Source organism: Saccharicrinis carchari (genome assembly GCF_900182605.1).
Taxonomy (GTDB): domain Bacteria; phylum Bacteroidota; class Bacteroidia; order Bacteroidales; family Marinilabiliaceae; genus Saccharicrinis; species Saccharicrinis carchari.
Map to the genome: position 1 here is coordinate 295,583 of NZ_FXTB01000003.1, position 15,873 is coordinate 311,455.

At 41.6% G+C, this 15,873-nt stretch carries 17 protein-coding genes; 12 read left to right on the forward strand and 5 right to left on the reverse strand.

All coding sequences use genetic code 11. From position 1 onward, the window contains the following. Nucleotides 1-32: 32 nt before the first annotated feature. The 4 genes from FN809_RS07940 (at nt 33) to FN809_RS07955 (ending at nt 4,644) form a co-directional block, all read left to right on the forward strand. A complete protein-coding gene (locus FN809_RS07940) occupies nt 33-1,595 on the forward strand; it encodes a WG repeat-containing protein (RefSeq protein ID WP_142532968.1) in 1,563 nt (520 codons plus the stop codon). Nucleotides 1,596-1,667: 72 nt separating this feature from the next. Beyond that, nucleotides 1,668-2,180, forward strand: coding sequence for a gamma carbonic anhydrase family protein (locus tag FN809_RS07945; protein WP_142532969.1), 513 nt, complete (start codon nt 1,668-1,670; stop codon nt 2,178-2,180). 105 nt (nt 2,181-2,285) lie between these two features. Then, nucleotides 2,286-3,827, forward strand: a complete 1,542-nt coding sequence (locus FN809_RS07950) for a YifB family Mg chelatase-like AAA ATPase (RefSeq protein WP_142532970.1) — start codon at nt 2,286-2,288, stop codon at nt 3,825-3,827. 130 nt (nt 3,828-3,957) lie between these two features. Further along, entirely contained in the window at nt 3,958-4,644 is a 687-nt protein-coding gene (locus FN809_RS07955) for an inorganic pyrophosphatase (RefSeq protein ID WP_221929385.1), read from the forward strand. 205 nt (nt 4,645-4,849) lie between these two features. Here FN809_RS07955 and FN809_RS07960 read toward each other — a convergent pair whose 3' ends face one another. Further along, complete coding sequence (locus FN809_RS07960) at nt 4,850-5,293, reverse strand: DUF4395 domain-containing protein (protein WP_142532971.1); 444 nt, start codon at nt 5,291-5,293, stop codon at nt 4,850-4,852. Between the two features lie 222 nt (nt 5,294-5,515). Between FN809_RS07960 and FN809_RS07965 the strand changes: the two genes are divergently transcribed. The 4 genes from FN809_RS07965 to FN809_RS07980 are packed head-to-tail and all read left to right on the forward strand — an operon-like array spanning nt 5,516 to nt 8,496. Further along, nucleotides 5,516-6,004, forward strand: a complete 489-nt coding sequence (locus tag FN809_RS07965) for a Fur family transcriptional regulator (RefSeq protein WP_142532972.1) — start codon at nt 5,516-5,518, stop codon at nt 6,002-6,004. A gap of 10 nt (nt 6,005-6,014) precedes the next feature. Then, a complete protein-coding gene (locus tag FN809_RS07970; protein ID WP_185957496.1) occupies nt 6,015-6,887 on the forward strand; it encodes a metal ABC transporter solute-binding protein, Zn/Mn family in 873 nt (290 codons plus the stop codon). A gap of 3 nt (nt 6,888-6,890) precedes the next feature. Beyond that, nucleotides 6,891-7,640, forward strand: a complete 750-nt coding sequence (locus FN809_RS07975) for a metal ABC transporter ATP-binding protein (protein ID WP_142532974.1) — start codon at nt 6,891-6,893, stop codon at nt 7,638-7,640. A 10-nt stretch (nt 7,641-7,650) separates the two neighbouring features. After that, nucleotides 7,651-8,496: a metal ABC transporter permease gene (locus FN809_RS07980; protein WP_142532975.1), complete on the forward strand. Its 846-nt coding sequence runs from the start codon at nt 7,651-7,653 to the stop codon at nt 8,494-8,496. Between the two features lie 9 nt (nt 8,497-8,505). Here the strand turns inward: FN809_RS07980 and FN809_RS07985 are convergent, their stop codons facing one another. Next, on the reverse strand, nt 8,506-9,192 hold the full coding sequence (locus tag FN809_RS07985; RefSeq protein WP_142532976.1) for a 2-C-methyl-D-erythritol 4-phosphate cytidylyltransferase: 687 nt from the start codon (nt 9,190-9,192) through the stop codon (nt 8,506-8,508). A gap of 136 nt (nt 9,193-9,328) precedes the next feature. On the opposite strand from FN809_RS07985, the gene FN809_RS07990 reads away from it, so the two are divergent. The 3 genes from FN809_RS07990 (at nt 9,329) to FN809_RS08000 (ending at nt 11,527) form a co-directional block, all read left to right on the forward strand. Then, nucleotides 9,329-9,964, forward strand: a complete 636-nt coding sequence (locus tag FN809_RS07990) for a hypothetical protein (protein WP_142532977.1) — start codon at nt 9,329-9,331, stop codon at nt 9,962-9,964. 138 nt (nt 9,965-10,102) lie between these two features. Next, a complete protein-coding gene (locus FN809_RS07995; RefSeq protein WP_142532978.1) occupies nt 10,103-10,771 on the forward strand; it encodes a DUF2461 domain-containing protein in 669 nt (222 codons plus the stop codon). A 120-nt stretch (nt 10,772-10,891) separates the two neighbouring features. Then, the gene (locus FN809_RS08000; protein ID WP_142532979.1) at nt 10,892-11,527 is read left to right on the forward strand and encodes an HdeD family acid-resistance protein; all 636 of its coding nucleotides are present in this window, start codon (nt 10,892-10,894) and stop codon (nt 11,525-11,527) included. A 136-nt stretch (nt 11,528-11,663) separates the two neighbouring features. Here the strand turns inward: FN809_RS08000 and FN809_RS08005 are convergent, their stop codons facing one another. Together FN809_RS08005 and FN809_RS08010 are read right to left on the reverse strand one after the other, a co-directional pair. Then, nucleotides 11,664-13,271, reverse strand: a complete 1,608-nt coding sequence (locus FN809_RS08005) for a 4Fe-4S binding protein (protein WP_142532980.1) — start codon at nt 13,269-13,271, stop codon at nt 11,664-11,666. A 5-nt stretch (nt 13,272-13,276) separates the two neighbouring features. Continuing rightward, nucleotides 13,277-14,194, reverse strand: coding sequence for a DUF362 domain-containing protein (locus tag FN809_RS08010; protein WP_246095529.1), 918 nt, complete (start codon nt 14,192-14,194; stop codon nt 13,277-13,279). 283 nt (nt 14,195-14,477) lie between these two features. On the opposite strand from FN809_RS08010, the gene FN809_RS08015 reads away from it, so the two are divergent. Further along, nucleotides 14,478-15,074 (forward strand): ComF family protein, encoded by a 597-nt coding sequence (locus FN809_RS08015; protein ID WP_185957497.1) that lies wholly within the window; start codon nt 14,478-14,480, stop codon nt 15,072-15,074. A 43-nt stretch (nt 15,075-15,117) separates the two neighbouring features. Here FN809_RS08015 and FN809_RS08020 read toward each other — a convergent pair whose 3' ends face one another. Continuing rightward, nucleotides 15,118-15,756: a porin family protein gene (locus tag FN809_RS08020; RefSeq protein ID WP_185957498.1), complete on the reverse strand. Its 639-nt coding sequence runs from the start codon at nt 15,754-15,756 to the stop codon at nt 15,118-15,120. Nucleotides 15,757-15,873 lie beyond the last annotated feature (117 nt).

Genomic DNA, 15,873 nt, shown 5'->3' on the forward strand with positions numbered 1-15,873 from the left:
GTTTATTGTCTAATAGTCTATCGTCAAAAAAAATGAAGTACTTATCTATTTTATTATTTGCTATTCTATTACCGCTTTTCATCAATGCGCAGGATAAACAGTTTTTAAAGGCCTACGATAAGGTTTGGGAGATAGAAGAAGGGTATTACCGCGTGATGGATAATGGAAAAATAGGATTGATAAACCAGTGGGGCGATGTGATAATTCCGTGCGAAAACGATCAGGTCTGGAACCTGCGAGATAACGGAAACGTCAGGGTGTTAAAAAAAGGGAAGTTAGGTGTTTACAATACCAACGGCGATGTGGTAATACCACTGCTATATGATATGATTTGGGATTTTGAAGAGGGAAGAGCCCGTGTGCTTCGGAATGGAAAGGTGGGCTATGTAAATGCTTATGGCAATGAATTTATACCCTGCAAGTACGATCAAATATGGGGTTTTGAAGACGGAAAGGCCAGGGTGTTGCTAAATGGAAAAACAGGTTATGTCAACCTTTCGGGTTATGAGTTTATACCTGCACAATATCAAAAAATATGGCCTTTTGAAGATGGCAGAGCCAAGGTGCTTAAAAATGGTAAAATGGGCTATATCAATCTTCAGGGTGTCGAAATAATAGATTGTTTGTATCAGCACATCGGTGACTTTGAAGATGGAGTGGCACGCGTAATTAAAAACGGAGAAATATCGTATATAGATATACGCGGAAATCCCGTCAATAGTATAAAGGCTGCAGACTTAAAAACTACACCGGATAGTCTCGCAATCGAAAGTGATGATTCCGATGTTGATAACAGCATGCGGTTATCCAACCACAATCAGGTGGATGGGGATACTACGGTAATAAGAGTTTTTGGTTCCAGAATAGAGGTGGTGGACAAGGATGAGGCCCGGGAGTTTTCCGTTGGCAAATCAAGCCATATCTATAGCGAGGCAAAAAATATAAAAAATAACAGATTGTTTAAGGGCCATTATTGGGGTGTTGACATAGGGCTAAACAACTATATAAATAGCAATGGCGATTTTTCGCTCGCAAACGATTACCGTTACCTCTCCTTAAACAGTGGTAAATCTGTTGAGTTTTCGCTCAATGCCTTGCAGCAAAATATATCCTTAAGCCGTAAGGGAAATGTAGGCCTGGTTAGCGGATTGGGATTGAACTACAACAATTATCGCTTCGATAACCCTAACATCCCTATTGTGGACGAAAGCGGAAATTTGGCTCCACAACCTATAACTGTAGGGTTGGAAAAGAATAAACTTACTACGCTGTATCTTACAGTACCGCTGTTGTTTGAAGTGCAGTTTAGCCAACGCAACAGAAATGCGTTTTATGTTTCAGCAGGGGTGATAGGCGCTTATAAACTAAGATCGCACACCAAAATAGTGACCAAACAGGAGGGGGATCGCAATAAGGAGAAAAACCGTAGTAGCTTTGGATTGAACGAATTCCGCTATGGGGCGCAAGTGCGTTTTGGCTATAAAGCACTTAATTTTTATGGTAGCTACTATTTTACGCCATTGTTTCAAAAAGGCAGAGGTCCTGAGCTGTACCCGGTTTCATTGGGTGTGGCCTTGTATCCCGGGAGGTGGTAATGCTAAACCACTTATTTGTTAATAATTTCCATTAAATTTGCTGCTTAATTAATATTTAAAAGCACAATTGAAATGGCACTAATAAAAGAAGTGAGAGGATTTACGCCTAAGATGGGAAATAATGTTTTTTTGGCCGATAATGCAACCATTATTGGTGATGTGGTGATGGGCGATGATTGCAGTATATGGTTTAGCGCGGTGCTCAGGGGCGATGTAAATTCAATACGTATTGGCAACAAGGTCAATATTCAGGATGGCTCTGTTTTGCATACCCTTTATCAAAAGTCTACCATCGAAATTGGCGATAACGTTTCAGTAGGGCATAATGTAACTATTCATGGAGCCAAAATCCATAATAATGTATTGGTGGGTATAGGTGCCACCATATTGGATCAGGCTGTGATTGGCGAAAACTCCATTATTGCCGCTAACTCGTTGATATTGACAGGTACCGTTGTTGAACCCAACAGTATTTATGCCGGGGTGCCGGCTAAAAAAGTAAAGGACATAGAGCCCGAACAAACCAAAGAGATGATTAATAAAATAGCCAACAATTATGTAATGTATTCGAGCTGGTATAAGTAGTAGTATCTGCACGGAGGGGCAGCCATCAAATAGTATTTAACGATGCTTTAATTTTAAAAGTATTTTATGTAAATTGAGGGATATTTCTAATCCCAACAATCTACTATGCTTGTAAAAACTTACGGTGCGGCCGTAACCGGAATAGATGCCGTAACCATAACCATCGAAGTTAATTTTTCGAAAGGAATAAAATTCTTTTTGGTGGGGCTGCCCGATAGTGCCGTGAAAGAAAGCCAGCAAAGGATGCAATCGGCCATGAACGAGAGTACCGGCTTTAAATGGCCCGGAAAAAAAATCGTTATCAACATGGCTCCTGCCGACATCCGTAAGGAAGGCTCGTCGTACGATCTGCCACTGGTAATGGCTATACTTGCTGCGTCTAACCAAATATCAACAGATAACTTAGCCGATTATATTATGATGGGTGAGTTGTCGTTAGACGGCAGTTTGCAACCGGTAAAGGGTGCGCTGCCTATTGCGGTGCGTGCCAAGGCCGAAGGTTTTAAAGGATTGATACTACCACTGCAGAATGCCCGGGAAGCAGCCGTGGTGGAGGGTTTAAACGTATATGGCGCCAATAACATTGTTGAAGTAGGTGCTTTTTTGAACGGGGAAGATAATCTTAAGCCCACGGTTGTAGATGCCAATAAGGAGTTTTATGAGCAATTATTGCATTACGAGATTGATTTTGTAGACGTAAAAGGACAGGAATCGGTAAAGCGGGCCCTGGAGATAGCTGCCGCCGGTGGTCACAATCTATTAATGATAGGCCCACCGGGTGCCGGTAAGTCTATGATTGCGAAGCGACTACCCTCTATCCTGCCTCCGCTCACGTTGGACGAGGCATTGGAAACCACTAAGATACATTCTGTGGCCGGTAAAATACAAAACAACACAGCATTGATAACCCAACGGCCATTTCGTAGTCCGCATCACACCATATCCAATGTTGCTCTGGTCGGGGGTGGGAGTTTTCCGCAGCCGGGAGAAATTTCACTGGCCCATCACGGAGTTCTTTTTTTAGATGAGCTGCCCGAATTTCAGCGCACCGTACTCGAAGTAATGCGGCAACCCCTTGAGGATAGGGTAATCACCATATCACGAGCCCGCTTTAGTGTGGACTATCCGGCGAGCTTTATGCTGGTTACCAGTATGAATCCCTGTCCATGCGGCTATTTTAACCATCCCGATAAAAAATGTGTGTGCGCTGCCGGTGCTGTCCAGCGTTATATGAGTCGTATCTCCGGCCCTTTGCTCGATCGCATTGATTTGCAAATAGAAGTGGTGCCCGTACCTTTTAAAGAACTGAGCACCGCCTCATCGTCCGAAAAGAGTGCGGTTATCCGTGATAGGGTTATTATGGCACGAAAAATACAAAGCGAACGCTATAAGGACTACAGCAATATTTTTTGCAATGCGCAAATAAATTCTAAAATGCAGCGCCAGTACGCTACCCCAACGGATGCTGCTATGGAGGTGTTGAAAAATGCTATGGAAAAGCGTAATTTGTCGGCAAGGGCTTACGATAGGATAATAAAGGTGGCACGAACAATAGCCGACCTGGAAGGACAGGAGCAAGTGCAGGCGCACCACATCGCAGAAGCAGTTCAGTACCGAAACCTGGACAAAGCCGGTTGGGCAGGTTAAACAAAAGTAACCTTAATGAGTTATGGTAGGTGTTCGGCTATAATATTTCACTAAATTGCGAGCCAAATGAAGGTGTGGTTAAAAAACGCAGCACAACACCAATTATTAACAATCAAATTTTAAAATACAGATGGCAGATGATTTTTCAACCAATATTTTAATGGATCCCATAGGTCGTTTGATGGGATTTCGATATAAATCGCACCCGTGGCACGGCATTCACATTGGCAAGGACGCTCCTGAAATAGTAACAACCTTTATTGAGGTGGTACCAACAGATACCATTAAATACGAGATAGACAAGGAAACGGGTTATTTAAAAATTGATCGTCCTCAGAAATACTCTAACGTAGTGCCCGCGTTGTATGGTTTTATACCACAAACATTTTGCGGATCCCGCATAGGCCAGTTCTGTACTGAAAAATCAGGACGCGATGCAGTTGAAGGCGATGGCGATCCGCTGGATATTTGCGTGCTGACAGAAAAAGAAGTGCCCCATGGCGACATCATTGCCCACGCCCGGCCCATTGGTGGGTTTAGGATGATAGACGGCAATCAGGCCGACGACAAAATAATAGCCGTCCTCAAAGGCGACATTGTGTATGGCAATATGAAAGATATTTCTGAGCTGCCCCAATTGGTTATAAACAGACTAAAGCACTACTTTTTAACCTATAAAGACATGCCCGGTTTTGATGCCGATTGCGAAATAACGCATATCTACGACGCCGAAGAAGCCAAAGAGATAATTAAACTATCGGCATTGGATTATGATTCACGTTTCGACTCCTTACGGAATGCACTATCTAATTATTAGAAGTGCTTCCTAAATGTTCGTGCTCGATTTAATGCGAATAATAGCATTAGCAATAAGGTGGTTCAAGTGCCGGCGTATAGCAAAGTGTAAAGTAACTTAGCAAACGATGTTGTATCAAACCAAATTTTGTATTGGCTACTTATGCATGTACACGTCTTTTGCGGTGCAATGGTAGCTGTAGCTTGGGCGCGGGGGAGGTAAAATATTACCCCCGTACATAAGGCTTAACAAAGTAGGTGAATACCACGCAGCCCACACAAAAGTTAGCCACACATTCCAAAGCGGCAAAAACTACTAGCACTATGGCCAGGCTGTTGGATACAAGAGTAAAGCCAAATAAGTGAAGTGCTAAAATCAAAAAAGTAAAAACAAAACCCAGTCGGGCAGCAAAAATTTTGGGTGCTTTGTCTATAAGTTCACCTTTAAGCCGGAGTTGATTGTTGGCGGTAAGTGCCAATTTTAATAGCAGACTGTATTTGCTCTTGCCAAATCCCCGCATGTAAAAATCGAGTAACAAAAATGCAGGAATGAACCACATATGGGTAATTACATAGCTAATGAGTAGGACAACAACAAACAAGCCAATTAGTCGAGGTATGTTATCACTAAATCGTTCTGGAGATACTGGGCAAAGGATATCTTTCATCATCTATTATTTTATATTTGAAGCAAAACTTCGGTAGGGCAAAAAAATTTTAGTTAATATTCATATATCACATATTACAATTATGGGTTTAATTTTATTTAATGCAACCATGTTGCAATTAGTAAATTAGTATTATATTTGCCCGATAATTACTGAGCTAAATATTTGTTCAATTATTTGGTTTTAGTGCAATGGGTTGAACATTGTTACGAAAAACGGTTTAAGATGAAAGCAGTTGACAGCGTACCGCCAAAAGTCTTTTGCGAGCCCCATAGCTACTCTGCAGAGGTGCAAAGGGTATCTAAAATGCTAAGGGAAAAAGGAATTCGGATTACCCAAAACAGGCTTCAGTTATTGGATGTTTTTATTGGTGCAAGGCACCCCATAAACCAAAAAGAAATTGAAGACAGGTTGAGGGAGATACCCGACAGGGTCACTTTATATCGAAACCTCAGGTTCTTCGTTAAGCATAACATTATTCATAAAATTGAGGTAAATGACTCGCTTACAACCTATAGTTTAAACAGGATACATGTGGATGCAAACCACACATCGGAGCACCTTCATTTCTATTGTAATATTTGCAATAAGGTGGTTTGTATGCCTCAGTATAGTATAAAAAAATATGATTTACCTGAGGGCTTCAGGCAACAAAGCAGTAAACTTATTGTTAACGGAACTTGCGATGTGTGCAATGGAATTGAACGGAAATAAAATAAAAACTATGAAGAAAAAAATTGCCGCTGTTTTATTCGGTATAGCAGCAATTGCCATAGGCAGTTGCAAACCTCAGCCATCAGGCTCAACATCTATTTCAGTAAGTATTCAGCCTCAAAAATACCTGGTGCAACAACTATTGGGTGAGGATGTAGCTGTTAATGTGCTGATTCCCAAAGGGAGTAGTCCGGCCACTTATGCGCCAAGTCCTGTACAAATGAAAGAGCTTGGCGAGTCGGAAGTATATTTGCGCATTGGACATATTGGTTTTGAGCAAGCATGGACAGAGCGTATCGCAGAAATAAATCCCGATTTAAAAATTGTAGATACGTCAATAGGTATTTCCTACATCAATGGCGAAGACTATGTGCATGGCGACCATGTTCATAAGGGAGGCATTGATCCGCATGTTTGGACTTCGCCTAAAAGCATGCTCACGGTACTAGCAAATACCCGGCAGGCATTGCTCAGCATTTTTCCCGAAAAAAGAGAGGAAATATTAAAACGTAGTACGGCAATAGAGCAAAAAGTAAAGACATTGGATAATGAATTTAAAACTAAATGTGAATCATTAACCAATAAGAGTTTTTACATATTTCACCCTGCCTATACCTACCTGGCTCGGGATTATGGTTTGGAACAGATATCTATTGAACATAAAGGTAACGAACCCAGCGCTCAATGGCTGCGTAAACTGATTGACAAAGCAAGGGAGCAAAACATCAAAGCCATTTTTATACAAGAAGAGTTTGATAAAAGAAATGCTGAAATATTGGCAGCAGAATTAAATATACCTACGGTGCAGGTCAACCCGCTGAGCGTAGACTGGGAAAACGAGATGAGGCAAACATTGCTAAAATTAGAGAAAGCACTACGCTAAGCCATGGAACCCATTATTAAATTATCCGATGTTTATGCCGGCTACACGCCTAATAAAGCGGTGTTGAAACAGGTGAGCCTGGATGTTTATCCGAACGATTTTATTGGTATTATAGGCCCTAACGGTGGTGGCAAGTCAACGCTGTTGAAAGTTATACTGGGCTTGCTGCAACCTTTTTCGGGCACTATCGAATACTATAACCAACAGGATTATACAAAGGTTAATTTGGGCTATCTGCCCCAATTAAACAACAACGATAAGTCCTTCCCCATAAAAGTTATCGATGTAGTTTTATCCGGTCTGATGGGTAAAAAGGGAATGATAAAATCTTACACAAGCAGTGAAAAGGAACAGGCACGGCAGCTATTAAGTTTTGTTAAGTTAGATAACTATGCCAACAGTGCCATCGGAGCCTTGTCCGGCGGACAAATGCAACGTGTGTATCTTTGCAGAGCCATCATTAACAGCCCGAAGGTATTGATATTGGATGAGCCCAATAACTTTGTGGACAAGCAGTTTGAGACAGAACTGTACGACTTGCTTAAAGAGCTGAATAAAAAAATGGCCATACTATTGGTGTCGCACGATGTGGGGATTATATCGGCATTTATTAAAACCATCGCCTGCGTTAACGAGACTTTGCACTATCACAAAACAAATAAAATCTCGGAGGAAATGCTAAAGACTTATCATTGTCCCATCGAGTTGATTGCGCATGGCCATGTGCCTCACAGGGTTTTACACAATCATTAATACAGATGCCATGCACGACTTACTGAGCATATTTCAATATTCCTTTTTTATCAATGCCATTGCGGCAGGTTTCCTTACCAGTATTTTGGCGGGAATAGCCGGTACTTACATTGTATCGCGTAAAATAGTTTTTATCAGCGGCGGTATCACCCACGCATCCTTCGGCGGTATTGGTATGGCCTTTTTTTTGGGTTTGAATCCATTTTTGGGTGCGGCCGTTTTTGCCGTATTATCTGCCCTGGGCATAGAGTGGGCCACCAGTAAAGCCAATGTGCGCGAAGATAGTGCCATAGCCATCCTTTGGTCGCTGGGCATGGCTATAGGTATCATTTTTGTGTTTTTAACGCCGGGTTACGCACCCAACCTGATGAGTTTTTTATTTGGTAATATTCTTACCGTTACCCACGCCGATCTTAGTTATATGTTGGTATTAGCCATCATTGTAAGTATTTGTATTACTTTGTTTTACCGCCCGGTGCTTTATACGGCATTTGATCCGGAATTTGCCCAAACCACAGGACTAAAAACCCAGCTGATCAAATACGCTGTAACCGTTGTGGTGGCGCTCACCATAGTTTTTAGTATCCGCATTGCCGGTATTATATTGGTGTTGTCGCTATTCACCATCCCTCAATCGATAGCCGGTATTTTTACCCACGATTTTAAAGCCATGATATTTTATTCTATCGGATTTGGTTTTGTGGGTATCATGGTAGGTTTAGTAGGTTCTTATTACTATAACTTGCCATCAGGTGCCATCATTATATTTACTTTGGTGTTGATTTGGGCTTTGATAAAGGGTTTTTCAAAAATTATAAGCCCCCTTCTATTTTCCGAAAAGGGGGAGGCTTTGTAGGGTCTTTTTTTATTCCCTTCGCGAAGGTAAGGAGGGGTGTTTAAGTGCTTCACCCACCAATAAATCCATTGGGGTGGTTATTTTTATATTTTCGCGGTTTCCCTTCGCAAGGCTTACGGTATTTCCGGCGGCTTCGTACACGCTGGCATCATCGGTAAAAAAATCGCGATAGGTCTGGTGGTAGGCCTCTTTTAACTTTGATGAAAAAAACACTTGCGGCGTCTGCACCATTTTGTAGTTGGCCCGCGCCACTGCCCTGCTGCCAAAATCGCCTAGCTCACGGATCGATTCAATGGCATCGATAACCGGAATGGCGCTGCCGTACTTTGCCGCCGTATCAAAACAGTTTTTCAGTGTCTGCGCCGAAACCAGAGGACGCACCCCGTCGTGAACACCCACCAGGCAGTCCTCTGAAACTTTCTCCAAGCCATTTTTCACGCTCTCAAAACGGGTAGCCCCACCATAAGTCAATGTGTGTTCCACGGTAAAATTATATGCTTCGCACAGCTCATCCCACAGCTCCACCTGGTTTTTGGGTAATACCAGGATGATTTCCATGTGCCTGTCGAATTCCACCAACTGTTGAATGGTGTGCATCAGGATGGGTTTTCCGCACCATTTAATAAATTGCTTGGGCAAATCGCTTTGCATGCGCGAGCCGCTGCCACCGGCTACTACGATAACTGATTTTTTCATGTGCCTAAATTAAGTAAATTATTAAAATTTGTAGCCTTAACATTGTCCTTGTGTTTCAGAGTTTGTGTTGTGCTGGTATTTGCCAGCATAAAAATCCAAACAAATAACTAATAAAATTTTAAGTGAGATAAAGAACATGATTAAATTGGCATTGGGCTTAGTTATGATGAGTATCCTGCTCGTAAGTTGTAGCGATGATGACAACAAAGTAACAAGCAAAAATTATTTTAAAGTTGGCGATAAGGAGTATGATTTATCAGCCGGAATAATCGATAATTATGGAACTGATGATGGCTACGGTGGGTATGATGGTTACAACACTGATTTGGCTCTTTATTCCAATGGATTCTCATTGCAAAAAGATGAATATAATGAGTGGGATTTGGTTGGTAAAGGACATTTCATTTTTTTTGAATTATTTTCATCAACCGGGGAAAAATTTGATGATGGCGATTATAATTTCTCCGAGGCTGAACCTAACCCAATAGGAACGTTTAATTATGCAGATTATTCCATAAGCTTGGACAGCGAAAAAGAATATTCCGAGGCTGAAGAGGGTGAAATTTGGATCGACATTGTAGGTGGTAAAGTCAACATTGCTAAAAATGGCGACGTATATACTATCACGATAGATTGTATAAATGACAAAGGTGAAAAAGTTAGCGGATTTTATAGGGGCAAGCTTCGCTATTTTGACTGGGCTGCCGGATATGAAAATGCGCAATCTGCCGGTTTAAAATCGGGCAAAGAAAAAAGAAAGCTCATGAAATAATTTAAGGCTCAATCAGTAGCAATTATTTGCTTCGCCGGGCATTGTTTAAATTGTTTTCGCCGGAGCTTTTTTTGGGGCATTGTTGTAATTCCAACCATTTCGTTTTAAATTAGGGTAGTTACTTTTAAAACATTTTATATGATACCCAAGGAGATATTTGATTTTTTGGTTGAGCTCAGCGTAAACAACAACCGGGATTGGTTTAACAACAATAAGCCAAAATACCAATCGGCAAAAGAGGCCTTTGAGCAGTATATCGATCAACTGATTGCCACCTTGCACGGCATCGACCGGAGTATAGGACACCCGGATGCCAAGGATTGTACTTTTCGTATTTTTAGGGATGTGAGGTTTGCTAAGAACAAACAGCCGTATAAAAATAATTTTGGGGCCTACATTGCCCATGGCGGTCGAAAAAGTCCGTATGCAGGATATTACTTTCATATGGAACCGGATAATAGTTTTGTTGGCGGTGGTCTTTATAATCCTGAGCCGCAAATATTAAGGTCGGTTCGCGAACATATCATCAAAAATGCCGATGAGTACAGGCAGATTATCGATAATAAGAAGTTTAAATCGATTTTTAACGAGATACATGGTGAGAAACTAAAAACGGCACCTAAAGGCTTCGATAAAAACGATGCCAATATCGAACTCATCAGATACAAATCCTACGCCGCCATCACCCCACTTAGCGATGAACAAATAAGGGCAAAAAACATCGACAAAAAGATCATAGATATATTCACAGTCCTGAAGCCGCTCAACGATTTTATCAATAGAGGCGTTAAAAAGGCATTGGTGTAAGTTAAAGTGTATTGTGTTGGACGGTGTATCGTTTGGCAGATTGAATAATTTTACTTAAGTTCAGGCTTCACCAATTAACATAAGGAGTTTTAACCACGTTTTTTAACTAATTTAATGTATATGGCTAAATTTTTTTTCAAACCATTTTTTGAAGCAGTAAAACTTTGGTATGTCCCTCTTTTGGTTGGGCTTTTTTTTGTAGGGTTGGGCATTGTGGCCTTTACATGGCCCTTGGGTTCGTACGCCGTACTTGCTATGGTATTCAGCTTTAGCTTTTTGCTTTCTGGTATCTCGGAAATCATATTTTCTGTTGCAAATAAAAACAATATGGAGAACTGGGGGTGGTACCTGGCCTTTGGTATAATAACTTTTATTTTGGGTTTTTTACTTTTAGCCGATCCCGGCGCCTCCATGACCGTGTTGGCGTTTTATATAGGTTTTACCATATTGTTCCGCTCTATTTCGTCCATCAGCTTTGCTATGGATGTTAAAAGGCATGGCAGTCGCCAGTGGGGATGGTTATTGGTTCTGGGTATCCTGGGAGCACTATTTTCCATTATCCTATTGGTGAATCCTTTATTGGCAGGAATGACGGTTACATTTTGGATAGGATTTATGCTTTTATTTAGTGGCCTGTTCAGTATCTACTTTTCATTTCAACTTAAAAAACTGCACCGTCACACCAAAAATATAAGCGCAGAGTTAAAGGATCGGTGGATTGTACTTCAAAAGGAAATTCACGATAGCTGCCGCTAATAAGTCTGGTTTTTTTAAAGGTATTCATGCTCCTTATTCCCAAAGCACGCAAAGCCTGCTGCAGGGGGGATTCACCATTAATAAGAGTGAGGAAGGACTGCTCCTGTTATTTCGAATGGACTGCGATGCAAAACTTTTAGAACGGGAAATCCTCTTCCAGCGCGCGGTGCTCACTTTGCACTTCTGGCGGCTTTTGTGCCATTAGGTGTACCGGGTTACTTTCAATATAAATGGCTTTGTGCGGATAATCCACGGGGCAAGGGTATTCACAGGCACCGCAACCGATACACAAATCCTGATTTACCTCGGGTATAACCAGTCCGTTGCGATAAGGAACCATAACTACCGCTTTGGTGGGGCAGTGTTCTGAGCACGCACCACAATCGGTTCCATCCCGATGCACCACACAGTTTCTTTTTACAAATACCGCTTTGCCCAGTTGGGTAAGCTTTTTTTCTTCTATAGGTAGTGGCATGATGGCTCCGGTGGGACATATATCGCTACATCGTGTACAATCAAAATTACAAAATCCTGCATGGGCATAGTCCATATGGGGCTGCATAAAACCAATCAATCCATACTCCGTTAGTGCGGGCTGCAACACATGGGTAGGGCAGGCCGAAACACAAAGGCCACAAGCAGTACACAGGTTGTTAAAGCGTTCCAGACTTTTGGACCCCGGCGGTGTTACCGGATGTTCTCGCAGTGCAAGTTTAAAGGGTGGACGATTTCCAAAGCCGCCACGCCTTCTGCCATAGCCCTGACCGTGACCTTGTCCATGCTGAGCCAAAATAGTTGAACTCGCTGTTATGGTTAGCATAGTAGCGATGGCTCCTCTCCTGTTCAGTTTTTTTTCGCTCGTAGGAGGTTCCGTTTTGTTGTTGTTAGATTGGGCTAAGGCATAGCGAATAGCATCGTCGTTACAAACGGGCAGGCAATCGTAACAGGCCACACAACGCGAATAATCAATTTGATGGGTTTTTAAATCGATGCACTCGCTCTTGCACACACTAACGCAATTGCAGCACTTGGTGCATTTATCGCTTGATATCTGAACTTTAAACATCGCCTTTTTAGAGATGATTCCCAATAAAGTGCCTACCGGGCAAATCAAGTTGCAAAAAAGGCGGCCGCGTTTGTACGAAAGATAGGCTATCCCCACAAAAAATAACACCGTGTAAAGCGTTATTGCCCAAGGCGTGCTTGCCAATTCTATTAAATGAAGCGTATAAATTTTTTGCCCCTGAAGCAGACCTGCAATGCCATTATTAATCCACACAACACCTGGTTTTATGTTATAGGTGAATATACGGCCTGCATTACTGTACGGATCTAAAAGATTAACAAGGAGCGAAGTGCCGGCCAAAAAGCTTATTAGAGCAAGAGCAAGCAGGCTGTATCGTACATGAGGATAGGGCTTTTTGAATTTTAAGAATAGCCTCTTCTTGCTTCTTTTACGGGCTATATGAGTAAACATATCTTGCAGTATTCCGAGAGGGCATATGGCCGAGCAATAAATACGACCCAGCAAAACCGTTAACAGGATAACTATAATAAAACCAATTGTGGCGAAGGAAACCACTTGTGTAAACTTTATGAGTGACGGAACAAACTGCAGAAATAGTATGTTAGATGTTACCGGTTCGGGCAACAATTCATAAATATCGATAAACGAAAATAGCGTAAGCGAAAAAAACAAGAGCGCTGCAAGCACCCTTGTTTTTTTTAGTTTAGAATAAGGCATTCTAATTATATTTTAATACGGTGTATATTTAGTTCGCTCAAATTTTTATTACCGATGCCCATGGCATGGGCCATATTTATGTGACCTACCTCTTCGGGTTCAATACCAAACATTTTTGCGGCGGCAGCATCGGTGGCTACAATATCGGTTGAGGCAATCAGTGCTTTTAAGTTGACCACATCGGCTGTAGATACTCCGCGAGGACCGTTTTTTGTCATCATGTTATAGCCATCAATAATGGTAAGGTCGGGCTTGCGATGTAATACGATGTCGGCAATACATTGGTGCAAGTTGTTGCTATGAAAAAACTTGCGATCCCAAACTATACCCATCAGGTTTTTCATGCCCAACGACAGTTTGGTGGATGCGTGATGTTTGAGCACGGGTACATTGATAAACACATCAGAACTTTGTATTAAATGGTGCACTTTTGTGCTCTTAAGGCTTTTGCCATTGGCAATATTCACCTCTTTATAATAGCTCTCGGTATTACCGGGAACCATTTTGCCACCTGCATTTTTAACGTGTTTTTCTATTTGGCTGTTACTGTAGCAGCGATCCCACTTGTTGCAAGTATTGTCGAACACGTTTACAACCGAAGCTCCGGCTTCTAAACAGCGTTTTACAATATGGCCTACCAATAGCGGATTGGTATTGGCCGCTCTATCCGGAGCAGCATCCCAACCAATATTGGGTTTTACCAGTACCGACTGGCCTTTAGCCACAAATTTTCCCATACCGCCTAAAGCCTCCATGGCTTTATCAAACATTAGCTCAGGCTCACCACCTCTAACAGCCACCAAATCCGTTTTTGATTTGGTGTTTTCGGCCATTAGGGAATCCAAGCCCCCAAACCAGCTTCCGGCTCCGGTTAACAAACCTAACCCAATCCCTGTCCTTAAAAAATCTCTGCGTTCCATCATCTTTCAAATACATTAAAGCATTTTACACTCAGTAGTTTAATCAATCCTTAAAGTTATATCTTTTATTAAATTATTTTACACTATATAACCTATTTAAAAACATTATAAATAGTTAGTTACTGCAGAATCTATTGTACAAATATATTTTTTTAGTTACCTTATTTATTTAAATGTTTGTCTGTCTGTTATGAACAGTTACTACCACGATTTTTTCAAGCTGTTTTTCCCTCGTACCTGCATTGTATGCAATTTTGCATTATATCGGCACGAACAGCATGTATGTATGCGCTGCACAAAAAACCTACCGCGTTCCTATTTTCATTTGGCGGATGATAACCCTTTGAACAAGCTTTTTTGGGGAAGGGTGGATATTGAGAAAGTAGTTTCGTTTTTACTTTACACCAGTGGAAGTCACGTAAAAGAGATATTGCACGCTCTAAAATATGGCAACCGGAAGGAACTGGGGTACGAGTTGGGAAAGTTGTATGCAAAAGAGCTGAGCGACATAAATTATTTCGGTCAGATTGATTTTTTGGTGCCGGTGCCTTTGCATCCTAAAAAAAAGAGCAAGCGCGGATACAACCAAAGCGAATGGATTGCAAAAGGCTTGGCTGAGCACCTGCCCGGGAAGGTGATGGTGGATAATTTGTATAAAAAATTGCATACCACCAGCCAAACCAATAAAGGGCGCTATAGCCGTTGGGAAAATATAGCCCAAAGCTTTGATATTCGGGATACCGGTATATTTAAAAATAAAAAAGTGCTATTGGTGGATGACGTACTTACCACGGGAGCCACCATCGAAGCTTGTGCCGGTAATTTGGCGGCCATCGAAGGAATTACCATTTATGTGGCTACACTGGCTTATGCCTGCGATTAATGCGTTGTTTTTAAAAAAGGGCAATAGGTTTTTATCACATGTACTAATTTCCCATAAAACCTTCAAATTCATAATAAAGCGATAGGCTGAAACAGTGATTGTATTGACCGAATTTCCCACCTAACCATTTCACTGGTTTTTGATGGTCAAAGGCACCACCATAGGCTTTTCGGGCACGGGTTAAAGCAGCACTCCATCGCAAATTAACCAGCATGCGCGGGCGAAATTTATAACTAACTCCCACAATACCGGATAGTTCATGGTCTTCAAAAGGGTAGATGGAAGTTATTGTTCCGTTTTCATCTTCCTCTGATGAATGGATAAGCGTCCCGAAAGCCGCTCCTGCCTCAAAGCTAATTTCGTTGACTTTTAGTTTTACTAAAAGCGGAACTTCAATATAATTGAGGTTTAATTTGTACAGCGAATAATCGCCTTTGGATTCGTTGGGGGTGTGACGGCTTCCTTTTTGTTTGTATACAATTTCGAGCTGACCCTCCCATAGTTCGGAGAAGGAGCGACTTACATACAAACCACCTGCCAATCCAATCCTGTTAAACCCGGTATATGTATCGCCTTCAACCTGGCTAAAAGCCGCACCGGCAATGGCTCCCGCCTTAAACTCCTGAGCATAGGAATCAAAAAGAAACAAGCCAAGCGTTAGTATAAGTAATAATTTTTTCATTGTGGGTGAGGATATGTGCATACAATATAGCACATCATACATTAGATTTCAATAGGACCGGATAATATTAATAAAATACAGCATTGTTGTTTGTGGAGCTGTTTTGTTTATTGTCAT